General features: G+C 62.6%; 8 protein-coding genes. 4 read left to right on the top strand and 4 right to left on the bottom strand.

The window, feature by feature from the left end:
- Positions 1-88: 88 nt before the first annotated feature.
- Both RTQ46_RS03425 and RTQ46_RS03420 read left to right on the top strand, forming a co-directional pair.
- On the top strand, positions 89-2,341 hold the full coding sequence (locus RTQ46_RS03425; RefSeq protein ID WP_312434616.1) for an ATP-binding protein: 2,253 nt from the start codon (positions 89-91) through the stop codon (positions 2,339-2,341).
- A 9-nt stretch (positions 2,342-2,350) separates the two neighbouring features.
- On the top strand, positions 2,351-2,809 hold the full coding sequence (locus RTQ46_RS03420; protein WP_312434614.1) for a response regulator: 459 nt from the start codon (positions 2,351-2,353) through the stop codon (positions 2,807-2,809).
- A 17-nt stretch (positions 2,810-2,826) separates the two neighbouring features.
- Here the strand turns inward: RTQ46_RS03420 and RTQ46_RS03415 are convergent, their stop codons facing one another.
- Positions 2,827-4,431, bottom strand: a complete 1,605-nt coding sequence (locus RTQ46_RS03415) for a response regulator (RefSeq protein WP_312434613.1) — start codon at positions 4,429-4,431, stop codon at positions 2,827-2,829.
- Positions 4,432-4,633: 202 nt separating this feature from the next.
- Here RTQ46_RS03415 and RTQ46_RS03410 point away from each other — a divergent pair, with 202 nt between their 5' ends.
- Together RTQ46_RS03410 and RTQ46_RS03405 are read left to right on the top strand one after the other, a co-directional pair.
- Entirely contained in the window at positions 4,634-6,316 is a 1,683-nt protein-coding gene (locus RTQ46_RS03410) for an AMP-binding protein (protein ID WP_312434611.1), read from the top strand.
- 304 nt (positions 6,317-6,620) lie between these two features.
- Complete coding sequence (locus RTQ46_RS03405) at positions 6,621-7,094, top strand: prepilin-type N-terminal cleavage/methylation domain-containing protein (protein ID WP_312434609.1); 474 nt, start codon at positions 6,621-6,623, stop codon at positions 7,092-7,094.
- 180 nt (positions 7,095-7,274) lie between these two features.
- Here the strand turns inward: RTQ46_RS03405 and RTQ46_RS03400 are convergent, their stop codons facing one another.
- The 3 genes from RTQ46_RS03400 to RTQ46_RS03390 all read right to left on the bottom strand — a co-directional run bounded on the left by RTQ46_RS03400 (position 7,275) and on the right by RTQ46_RS03390 (position 11,621).
- Complete coding sequence (locus RTQ46_RS03400; protein ID WP_312434608.1) at positions 7,275-9,197, bottom strand: AAA family ATPase; 1,923 nt, start codon at positions 9,195-9,197, stop codon at positions 7,275-7,277.
- 274 nt (positions 9,198-9,471) lie between these two features.
- Complete coding sequence (locus RTQ46_RS03395; protein ID WP_312434606.1) at positions 9,472-11,196, bottom strand: glycosyltransferase; 1,725 nt, start codon at positions 11,194-11,196, stop codon at positions 9,472-9,474.
- Between the two features lie 155 nt (positions 11,197-11,351).
- Positions 11,352-11,621 carry a type B 50S ribosomal protein L31 gene (locus tag RTQ46_RS03390; protein ID WP_065309606.1) on the bottom strand — a complete coding sequence of 90 codons (270 nt, stop codon included), beginning with the start codon at positions 11,619-11,621 and terminating at the stop codon, positions 11,352-11,354.
- Between the last annotated feature and the right edge of the window lie 20 nt (positions 11,622-11,641).

Here is an 11,641-nt window from a genome sequence, read left to right as displayed (position 1 = left end):
CCCATGCGGTGCGGCACAGGCCACCGGCCTCTAGTAAAATAGCGGTACTTTCACCGCCTGACCGGCCCGCGTTGCCGACATACCCGCCATGATGCCAGCCGCTACCGATACGCCTGCCCCGCCACAACTGAACCTCACGTCCTGCGACCAGGAACCGATCCGCATTCCCGGCAGCATCCAGCCGCACGGCTTTTTGCTGACGCTGCCGCATGAAGGCGAGCGCCGTATCCTGCAGGCATCGGCCAACCTGGCACAGCTGACCGGTGCCGCTGCCGAACAGGTCGTCGGCCAGGATTTGTCATGCGTGCTGGGCGAACAGGCTGCGGCGCAGCTGGAAGCGGAACTGGCCAGTGCCGAGCTTGGCACCCAGCCTACCCATCTGGGCACGGTCCGTGCCGGCAACGCGCGCTATTTCGATGTGCTGGCCCATGTGTTCGACCAGTTGCTGCTGCTCGAGTTCGAAGTAGTGACGCGCGCCACGCCGCCCGATTTCCGCCACCTGTATCCGAAGGTGGGCAGTTTCCTGCTGAAAATCAACGATATACAGGATATTGTCGAGATGAGTACACTGGCGGCCCGGCAGATCCGCGAGGTGAGCGGTTTTGGCCGCGTGATGGTGTATCAGTTCGACCGGGATGGCCATGGCCAGGTGCTGGCCGAGAGCCGGGAAGAGGGCTATGACTCCTACCTGGGGCTGCGCTTTCCCGCCACCGACATTCCGCGCCAGGCGCGCGAGCTGTACATGCTCAACCGCATCCGCCTGATCCAGGATGCCGATTACACGCCGGCGCGTCTGCTGCCGGCCATGAATCCCGTGACGGGCGTGCCGAACGACCTGTCATACGCGGCCCTGCGCAGCGTGTCGCCGATCCACTTGCAATACATGCGCAACATGGGCACGCTGGCGTCGATGTCGGTGTCGCTGATCGTCAAGGGGCAGTTGTGGGGCCTGATTTCCTGCCATCACGCAACGTCGTTGCCGGTGGCGTTCGAGCAGCGCACCGTGTGCGAACAGCTGGGACAGATTCTGGCGCTGTGCATCGAGTCGCGCGGCGATGCGGGCGAGCTGCAGTTCCGGCTGGAAGTGCGGCGCACCATGGTCAGCATGCTGGCCGGCCTGACGCAGCAGAACGTCGACTTTGTCGACAGCCTGGGCAGCGTGTTTCCCGAACTGCTCAGTTTTGCCCGCGCCAGCGGCGCCGCCATCGTCGTTGGCGACCGCATCACGACCTATGGCAATACGCCCAATGAACAGGAACTGGGCGAACTGGTGCAGTGGCTGGAAGCCAATGGCCATGGCGAGGTGTTCCATACCGATCATCTGGGCAGCGTCTATCCGCCGGCGCAAGCCTATGCGCGCAACGCCAGCGGCTTGCTGTCGATGTCGATCTCGCGCATCCATCCGCATTATCTGCTGTGGTTCCGGCCCGAGGTAGTGCAGACGGTCGACTGGGCCGGCCAGCCGCAGAACAAGACGGGGCCGGGCCAGCTGACGCCGCGCAGCAGTTTCGACAGCTGGCGCGAAACCATCCACGGCATCAGCGCACCGTGGCACGACGGCGAGATCGAACTGGCGGTCGAGTTCCGTGGCGCCTTGCTGGGCATCGTGCTGGAACGGGCCGAGCAGATGGCGGAGCTGGCCGAGGAGCTGGGCCGCATCAACAAGGAACTCGAAGCGTTTTCATATTCGGTGTCGCACGACCTGCGCGCGCCGCTGCGCCATATCGCCGGCTTCGCCGACCTGCTGATGGAAACGGCGGGTGCGGAAGACCCGGACAAGCGGCGCCGCTTTTTGAAAAATATCAAGGACTCGGCACGCCTGGCCGGCAAGCTGGTCGACGATCTGCTGAGTTTTTCGCAGATGGGCCGCGCCGCCCTGCATCCGAGTCCGGTCAACATGACGGAACTGGCGCGCAGCTGCATCCAGAAGCTGGCGCTCGATATCCGCGAGCGCCAGGTGGAGTGGCAGATCGACGCCATGCCGTCGGTGCGGGCCGACCCCACCTTCATCCAGCTGGCGCTGTACAACCTGCTGTCGAATGCCGTCAAATTTACCAGCAATAAAGAAGTGGCGCATATCGCCGTTACCGCTACCGAAGATGCGGACGAAGTGGTATTCCACGTGGCCGACAATGGCGCCGGCTTCAACATGGATTACGTGCACAAGCTGTTCGGCGTGTTCCAGCGCCTGCACCGCATGGAAGACTTTCCCGGCACCGGCATCGGCCTGGCCAATGTGCGCCGCATTATCGAGCGCCATGGCGGCCGGGTGTGGGCCGAGTCCAGGCCCGGCCTGGGCGCCACGTTCTCGTTCAGCATTCCCAAAGACATTGATATGTAAGGCAAGCCTATGTTAAAACCCATTTTACTGGTCGAAGATAATCCGCATGACCTGGAACTGACCCTGATCGCCCTGGCCAAAAGCCAGCTGGCCAATGAAGTCATCATTGCCCGCGACGGCGCCGAGGCGCTCGACTACCTGCTGTGCCGTGAGCAGTACTCCGGCCGTGAAGCTGGCAATCCGGCCGTGGTGCTGCTGGACCTGAAGCTGCCGAAAGTCGATGGCCTGGAAGTGCTGGCGGAGATCCGCAGCACGCAGGCGCTGCGCAGCATCCCGGTGGTGATGCTGACGTCGTCAAAAGAAGAACAGGATTTGCTGCGCAGCTATGAGCTGGGCGTAAACGCCTATGTCGTCAAGCCCGTCGATTTCGAGGAATTCGTGCGCGCGATTGCCGACCTGGGCATCTTCTGGGCCGTGCTCAATGAGCCGCCGCCCGGGTCGCACCGCTATATCAAGCCGCAGCAGTAGACGCCGCAGCAACAGCGCTAGTTGATGCCCTTGCGCCGCTGCAGCAGATGCCGGATACGGCTGCTGAGCACGTCGGGGGTGTACGGTTTCTGCAGCAGGTTGACGCCCGGATCGAGCCGCCCTTCGTGGGCCAGCACGCCTTCCGCATAGCCCGAGGTAAACAGGATTTGCGTGTCGGGCAGCTGCTCGCGCACGGCCTCGCTCAGTTGCAGGCTGCTGATCTCGCCCGGCATGATCACATCCGTAAACACCAGGTCGATCGGCACGCCCGAGCGCACCAGGTTCAGTGCCGCACCCGCATGGGCGGCCTGCAGCACCCGGTAGCCCAGCGCCGACAGCAGCTCGACGGTCGAGCGCCGTACCTCTTCCTCATCTTCCACCACCAGAATGGTTTCCAGCCCACGGCTGAGCGGTATGGCGGCTGTTTCCTCGGCCGCCAATGCCTGCTGTTCATTGCGCAGCAGGAATATCTTCACGCTGGTGCCCACCCCCGGCTGGCTTTTCAGGATGATCTCGCCACCGGACTGTTTGACGAAGCCATACGCCATGCTCAGGCCCAGGCCCGTGCCCTGGCCGGTCGGCTTGGTGGTAAAAAACGGCTCGAACGCCCGTTGCAGCACCGCCTCGTCCATGCCGATGCCGGTGTCCGCAATTTCCAGCATCACATAGTTGTCATTGCCGACTTCGGCCAGCAGCGGCGAACCGGCGGCGATATTGTGCGCGCGCATGGTCAGCGTGCCGCCGCTTGCCATGGCGTCGCGCGCATTGATGGCCAGGTTCAGCAGCACATTGTTGAGCTGGTTGGCGTCGACCATGGTGCTCCACAGGCCGTCTTCGATATCGGTGACGATGGTGGCGCGCGGGTCGAGCAGGCGGCGGATCATGTCGCCCATGTCGCGCAGCACCCGGCCCGGATTGATCAGTTGCGCCTGCAGCGGCTGGCGCCGCGCAAAGGCCAGCAGATGGGCCGACAGCTTGGCGCCCCGTTCCACGCCCGCCAGCGCGATCTCGATGCGGCTATGGGCTTTTTCGCTGACGCCACCCAGGAGCTTGATCAGCTGCAGGTTGCCGCCGATGATCTGCAGCACATTGTTGAAATCGTGGGCCACGCCGCCGGTCAGCTGGCCGATCGCTTCCATCTTTTGCGCCTGGTGCAGCGCGGACTGGCTCAGGGCCAGCTCTTCCTGGCTCAGGCGCAGCGAGACAAAGGCGGCGTCGCGCTGCTGGCGCGCGATATAGCCGGCGCTGTGATAGCGCACGCGCGCCAGCAGCTCGCGCGTATCGGGCCATTTCACCAGGTAATCATTGGCGCCAAGGGCAAACGCCTTGACCTTGATCGCCGGATCGTCCTCGGACGACAGCAGCACCACCGGAATATGCTCGGTAGCGGGGTCGGCGCGCAGCATGCGGATCACGTCAAATCCGTCGGCGCCCGGCATGCGCAGATCGACCACCACGATGGTGGCCGCCACCTGGACCGCCAGCGCCACTGCCATTTCCGAACGGGGGTCGTAATGCAGGCTGACGTCGGGTTCACGTTCGAAGCCATGGGAAATCAGGTCGAGCGCGATGGCCTCGTCATCAATCAACAAAACGGACACGCGCGGGAATTCTTGGGTCATAAGCCAGCCAGGGTAAAAGGACAATGTCCAGCTTGCGAAGCCGGCGCATAAATATTTTACCTGACTGTGACTGATTGTTCTGGCAACTGATGCTGCGGTGCGCCGCTTTTTGACCGCTTGACAACGTCGATGCGCGCCAGAGCGGTATGCGGCTATAATTTTCAGCCTGAGAGCGCAGAAGCGCCCACTACCTGGAGACGGTATGCAAGACATGAGTTATGTACACGGCGCCCACGAGACGCCGCTGATCGGCGCGACCATCGGCGCCTGGCTGGACGGCATCGCGGCGCGCTACAGCGAGCGCGACGCCCTGATCGTGGCGCACCAGAACGTGCGCTGGACCTATGGCCAGTTCCAGCAGCGCGTGCACCGCCTGGCCGCTGGCCTGCTGAAGCTGGGCCTGCAGCCGGGCGAGCGCGTCGGCATCTGGTCGCAAAACTGCGCCGAATGGGTGCTGACGCAGTTTGCCACCGCCAAGGCGGGGCTGATCATGGTCAATATCAACCCGGCGTATCGCCGCTCGGAACTCGAATACGTGCTCGACAAGGTGACCTGCAGCGCGCTGATCCTGTCGCCGAGCTTCAAGTCCAGCGACTATCTGGCCATCGTGCAGGACGTGGTGCCGGACATCGCCGCCAGCCGCGCCGGCCAGCTGCGTTCGGATCGCCTGCCGCAGCTGCGCCATGTGATCCGCCTGGGGCAGGACGCCACGCCCGGCATGCACAATTTTGATCAATTGATGGACGGCATTACCGAAGCCGACCTGGCGCACCTGGAAGATGTGAGCAGCACACTGCAGTTCGACGACGCCGTCAATATCCAGTTCACCTCCGGCACCACCGGCGCGCCGAAAGGCGCCACCCTGACGCACCACAACATCCTGAACAACGGCTTCTTTATCGGCGAAGCCATGCGCCTGACCGAACACGACCGGCTGTGCATCCCGGTGCCGCTGTACCACTGCTTCGGCATGGTGCTGGGCAACCTGGCCTGCGTCACGCATGGCGCGGCGATGGTGTTTCCGGGCGAAGGGTTCGATCCGAAAGCCGTGCTCGACACCGTGCAGGCCGAGCGCTGCACCGGCTTGCACGGCGTGCCGACCATGTTCATTGCCATTCTCGACCATCCTGATTTCAAGCAATACGATCTGTCGAATTTGCGCACCGGCATCATGGCCGGCTCGCCATGCCCGATGGAAGTGATGACGCGCGTGATCGAGCTGATGCACATGGAAGAAATCACGATCGCCTATGGCATGACGGAGACCTCGCCCGTCAGCTTCCAGACAGCGATCGAAGACCCGCGCGAGATGCGCGTCTCGTCGATCGGCCGCGTGCATCCGCACCTGGAAGTGAAAATCATCGATGGCGAAGGGCGCATCGTGCCGCGCGGCGAAAAGGGCGAATTGCTCACGCGCGGCTATTCGGTGATGCAGGGCTACTGGGGCGACCCGGAAAAGACCGCCGAGGCGATCGACGCGGCGCGCTGGATGCACACGGGCGACCTGGCCGTAATCGACGCCAACGGCTTTTGCAGCATCGTCGGCCGCTCGAAGGACATGGTGATACGCGGTGGCGAAAACATCTACCCGCGCGAAGTGGAGGAATTCCTGTACCGCCACCCTGGCGTGCTCGACGTGCAGTGCGTGGGCGTGCCGGACGCGAAATACGGCGAAGAGCTGTGCGCCTGCATCATCCTGCGCCCCGGTTCGCAGGCCACCACGGCCGAGGATATCCGGGCTTTTTGCAACGGCCAGATCGCCCATTACAAGATTCCCCGCTACGTGCGCTTTGTCGAGGAATTCCCGATGACCGTGACGGGCAAGATCCAGAAGTATGTGTTGCGCAAGCAGGTGGCAACGGATCTGGGGCTGGGATCGGAGTGAGGTTGGGGGCGTCGGATGACGCGCTCGCGCGCTAGTCCGACCGACGCAATGACGCAACGACGTCGCGTGTATGTGCCGGCATCGGCTGCAAATGCTGCTCCAGCAGTACCGTAGGTCGGATTAGGCCGCAGGCCGTAATCCGACAACATTGTTGGCGCCGCCGGTGGTGTCGGATTACGCGGCTTCGCGCCTCGGCGGCTCCGTTAATCCGACCTACGCGCTGGCTATCAATCATTCCTAATTTGCAACATTTTTATGCAGTAAAATTGCTTACTGCATTTATTTTTCTTGTCGAAAAACCTCCATGCCTGCATCGCAATTCCGTATTACTCCCGCCCAGGGCGGCTTCACGCTGATCGAACTGGTGGTGGTCCTCGTCGTGCTGGGCATCCTGGCAGCAACCGCATTGCCAAAGTTTATCGATCTGGGCGGCGATGCCCGCAAGGCCACCGTCAGGGCGGCGGGCGGTGCGTTGGCCAGCGTCAGTGTCATGACCCATGCAAAGTGGCTGCTCACCGGTTCAACGAGCAGGACCGTCGATATGGAAGGTACCAGCGTGGCCATCGTCAACGGTTATCCCTCGTCCGCCGCCACCACTGCCACGGCAGCCGGCCTGACGGCGGACGACTGGGCCATCGTCGTCAACGGCCGCGACCTGCACATCCGCTCCAAAAGCGCCCGCACACCGGCCAGTTGCAGGGCGACCTACTCCGAGGCCGTGGTTGACAACGCCGTGCTGACGCCTTCAGCGGTGAATATCGTCGATAGCGGTTGCTGAAGCGGCAGGTTGTCGGGTTACGGCCTGCGGCCTGACCCGACCTATGCCGTTATGCTGCCTGCAATTGCGGCAATGTGGGCTGCACATGCTCGGCCAGCAGTCCCATGGGTCGGATTAGCGGCAACACCGCGTAATCCGACAACATTGTTGGCAACGCCGTGATGGTGTCGGATCAGGCAATTACGCCGCGTGCAGTTGTACCGGCATCGGCTGCAAATGTTCTTCCAGCAGCACGAATACCTCATCCTTGGAAAGCACATAACGCTCCAGCAGCACCACCTTGATCGCTTCGATGGCGCTGCGGTAGTCGCCGATCGCGTTCAAGGTGTAGCTGTACAGCTCATCCGCCTTGGCCTCCACCATGGCCAGCGTGCGCTCGTCGCCGTGGTCGTGTTTCAGCTGGCGGTAGTCGAGCTTGGAGCGCGAATACATCGACAGCTTGTTGACCATGGTGTCGAGCAGGGTGGTGGCCTTTTCGATATCGTTCTGGCTGCCCACCGAAATGCCGCGTGCGCCATAAAACAGTTCTTCGGCCGCCACGCCGCCGTACAGGCCGATCACGTCGCGTTCCAGCTCTTCCAGGGTACGCAGCGACAGATCGTCGCCCGACGACAGCACATAGCCGAGCGCGCCGATCTTCGACACCGCTTCGGTACTGATTTTCAACAGATGCGACTTCAGCTTGACCTGCTCCAGCGACATGCCGGTGCGCAGGTACGGGTCGATCTGCATGAAGAAGTGGCCCAGCTCGTGCAAGGCGATGCGCTCGCGCTGCAAATGTTTTTCCGCCGTGGCGGCGCGGTCGGCCAGGCCGATGGTGGCGCGCTCGAAGGCGCGGAACAGCAGGCCGGTGTCGATCAGCACTTTTTCCTGGATCGCCAGCATGCTGGCGCGCTCGACCACGGTTTCCAGCAGGGCCGGGCTGAGGTTGGCCGTCACTTCGGCCACCTGCGCCACCTCCAGATTCGGCCAGTCGACGCAGCCGTCGGCTTTTTGCGACAGGAAATGCTTGAGCAGGGCGCCGCGCTCGGCCTTGTTGGGCAAACGGAAATTGATCTTCACGGGGAAGCGGCGCAGCATGGCTTCGTCCATCTGGCTCGATGCATCGTCGAAGTTCGAGGCCACGATCCAGATCACGCCCGCGCCTTCGCTGCTTTTTACGCCATCGAGCAGACCCAGCAAGGTGTTGGCCGTATCGTCGTCCCACTTGCGTTCGCTGCGTCCGCGCGGCATGAACAGCGACTGCGCTTCGTCCAGAAAGATGATGCAGTTGCCACGCGCACAGGCCTTGCGGTACAGGGCATTCAAGGCCTTGGCGCCGCCGCCCACATAGCCCGATTCCAGCGCCGAGCCCGAGGCCTGGATCAGGGGAATGTCGAGCCGCTTGGCCAGGTAGCCGGCCAGCTTGGTCTTGCCGGTACCGGCCGGGCCGGTCAGCATGACATTGAACGGCTTGTCGATATTGTGCGATTTATAGACGCTGCGGTTGCGGATCATGTCTTCCAGATGCAGCACTTCCTGCTTGATGTCGTCCATGCCGATCAGGTCGTCCAGGCTGCCCTTGAGCTTGCCCGGCGCGATCACGCTGGCGTTCAAGCCCATGCCGGGAATGCCGAATTTCAGCACGCACAGCAGCAGCACGACCAGCAGGATATCGACCGCATGGCGCTGTACGAAAGCACCGGCCTCGGCCATGGCGCCGTCGTCGCCATCCTGCAGCACCGCCTTGTGCGACGCCAGGAACGCATCGGTGGCGATCGCATACGGCAAGCCATTCTTCAGCAGCACCTCGCGCTCCAGGCTCAGGTGCGAGGTGGCCGGCACCTTGACCACATGGATAGCCGGCGCATCCTTGAACTTGAACACATAGCGCGGCGTTTCCGACAGCGGCCTGGCCAGCAGCAGATATTCCAGGCGCGCGCGCTGCGCGGGCAGGGCCGTGATCTCGCCGATATTTTGCGAGCGCAGCAAGGGACTGGCGTCTTGCACGACGGTATTGGACACGTACAGGGCGGCGCCGACGCCGGCCACCAGGCAGACTGCCAGGGCCAGGCGGACATAGGTATTCCGGAGCGCAAGCCGGAGTTGATACAGAAAGGGCATGAAGGACTCGGATGGTAAGCCAGGCTGGCGGGTCAAGGCAGCGGCAGCGTCAGACAGTTGTTTGGTGCGAAGCGCAGGTCGCGGCAGCGTGTCGAAAAGACATGCTGCGAGGCAACATACTACGCATGACTATAGCGCCGTCAAGACGCTTTGTGGCAGAGCTGCTGAAAAAAAAGGCAGGCTAAACAACAGCTTGGCGATGTGCCAATGCCGGTCTGTCAACGAGTTGCAGGACATAAAAAAACCCGGGAAATTCCCGGGTTATGTGGGGTGATTATTTCACCCGCTGGTACAGCCTGAAGCGCTCGGCGTCGTCGGTGGCGCGCCGGCCCTCCCACAGCTTGATCCAGTCGGCGCCGTGGTGTTCCGGCATGGCGTCCTTGCCGTCGCGCCGCTTGCTGTTGTCTTGCAGCAGCAGCAAGTCGCAGCGCTGGTGCTCGACACCGGCAAACGGCAGCTGGCCATAATAGGCAAACGAGGCGCGCTGGGCTGCTCCGATATTGGTGTTGATGCAGGCATTGCCGGCCGGCAGGTTCACCGAGATCTGGTGCGCCACGCCGGCGTAGCTCTTGCTGTAGTTCAGCTCCGGCAGGAACAAGGTCATGATCAGCACCCAGATCAGGATCAGGCCGCCAGAGGACAGCACCACGGCGCGCCACAGCACGGCTGGCTGGCGCGAGATGCGCCAGTGCACCAGCGCGACCCAGCCGGCGGTGGCGCAGGCGGCAACAAAGAAGGCGATCAGGCCCAGTTCAGGTTTGTAGCCTGGCAACAGTTTCAGCGCATTGTGAGCCAGCTTGGCCGGCCAGCCGGTCAGGGCGGCGAACCAGAACAGCCACAAGACAAAAGCGCAAATCGTCAGCACCATGACCGAGAACCAGTCGATCGCGTTGATGGCGCCGCGCTTCATGGTCAGCAGGCCGAATGCGGCCATCACGGCCAGCGGCGGCAGCAGCGGCAGCAGCTGCGCCGGATCGGGATCGGGATGGAAGATGGCCAGGATGGACAGCATCGCGACAAAGGTCATCGGCACCACGATATGCAGCACATGGTGTTGGCGGCGCCAGGCGTACACGGCCCAGGCGGCGAACGGCCAGGCGGGCCAGAAGAACCAGATGCCGACGCGGAAGAAATACACGATGCTCTGGCGGTCCGGCAGGCTGAGCTGGCGGCAGTTCCAGTTCATCCAGGCTTGCAGCGGCGAGTGGCCATAGGGCTGCAGCAGTTCGCCCGGCAGCAGCCAGACCAGGGTCAGCAGCGTGCCGACCAGCACGGCCAGTGCCAGGTGGCCCAGGCTGCGCAGCAGCGGCAGGCGCAAAAATACCGAGCACAGTACCAGCGAGACGGTCAGCGCCGCCGGCGCAACCCAGCCGCGCGTGAGGGTCAGGCCGCCCATTGCCAGGCCCAGCAGGACGGCGTTGCGCAGCGAGGCGCGTTCCACATAGCGCACGGCGCGGTACAGCATATAGGCCATCAGCGACACATACAGCGCCTCGGCGGTGATGTCATGGCTGTGCTGCAGCAGGCCCAGGCAGCCCAAATAGATCAGGACGGCCGCGTCGGCCAGGGTGCGGCCGAAGTCGTCCGGCTCGGGCTGGCCGCCAAAGGCCAGGCGCAGCGGCTGGGCGTCGGGACGACGGCCCAGGTTGAAGGCGGTGTACCAGACAGATAACGCGCTGATGACGAAAATGCCGATGGTCGACATGCGCGCGGCAAACACTTCGTTGCCGATCCAGCCGAACAGCTTGATGAAGATGGCGCCCAGCCAGAACGCCAGCGGACCTTCGTCGGGCATCGACAGGCCGGCGATATTCGGCCACAGCCAGTCGGTCAGGCCGCCATGCGCCATGGTCCACATGATGCCGAAACTGGCGGCGTCATCGTTCTTCCACGGTTCGCGGCCGATCAGGCCAGGCAGGATGTACAGCAGGCCAAGCGCAAACAAGGCCCATCGTGGCAGCGCGAGTGTGGCAGCGGCGGGAAGGCGGACTGGCTTCATCGATGGTGGGTATCAGTAAAAATAGTGAGACGCATGCGTATGGCGTCGGGTATGCGGCAGTATAAAGTAAAGCGGTAAAAGACAAAAAAGGCAGCCGTGGCTGCCTTTTTTGTTGGTAGCCGAAGCTGCCTGCTTTTGCCGCACAGCGGCAAAAATCAGCCTGCTGCGACTGCGGTTTTCGAACCAACCGAACCGAACTTCTGACGGAACTTCTCGACGCGGCCAGCCGTGTCGACGATTTTGTGCTTGCCCGTGAAGAATGGGTGCGATTCAGCCGACACCTCGATTTTCACCAGTGGGTATTCTTTACCGTCATGGGTGATTTTTTCGCGGGTCTGGATGGTCGAACGGGTAACGAATTTGAAATCGCACGACAGATCGTGGAAAACAACTTCGCGGTAATCTGGATGGGTATCGACTTTCATGGTCTTCTCTCTGGTTTGGT

It is taken from the genome of Janthinobacterium sp., from assembly GCF_031995485.1.
GTDB lineage: Bacteria > Pseudomonadota > Gammaproteobacteria > Burkholderiales > Burkholderiaceae_D > Janthinobacterium.
Note: the sequence above shows the minus strand (reverse complement) of the source record. Positions and strands in the feature narration are given on the sequence as shown.

Coding starts and splice junctions, on each gene's coding strand:
- RTQ46_RS03425 (WP_312434616.1), top strand. CDS start 89: ATGATGCCAGCCGCTACCGATACGCCTGCCCCGCCACAACTGAACCTC.
- RTQ46_RS03420 (WP_312434614.1), top strand. CDS start 2,351: ATGTTAAAACCCATTTTACTGGTCGAAGATAATCCGCATGACCTGGAA.
- RTQ46_RS03415 (WP_312434613.1), bottom strand. CDS start 4,431: ATGACCCAAGAATTCCCGCGCGTGTCCGTTTTGTTGATTGATGACGAG.
- RTQ46_RS03410 (WP_312434611.1), top strand. CDS start 4,634: ATGCAAGACATGAGTTATGTACACGGCGCCCACGAGACGCCGCTGATC.
- RTQ46_RS03405 (WP_312434609.1), top strand. CDS start 6,621: ATGCCTGCATCGCAATTCCGTATTACTCCCGCCCAGGGCGGCTTCACG.
- RTQ46_RS03400 (WP_312434608.1), bottom strand. CDS start 9,197: ATGCCCTTTCTGTATCAACTCCGGCTTGCGCTCCGGAATACCTATGTC.
- RTQ46_RS03395 (WP_312434606.1), bottom strand. CDS start 11,196: ATGAAGCCAGTCCGCCTTCCCGCCGCTGCCACACTCGCGCTGCCACGA.
- RTQ46_RS03390 (WP_065309606.1), bottom strand. CDS start 11,621: ATGAAAGTCGATACCCATCCAGATTACCGCGAAGTTGTTTTCCACGAT.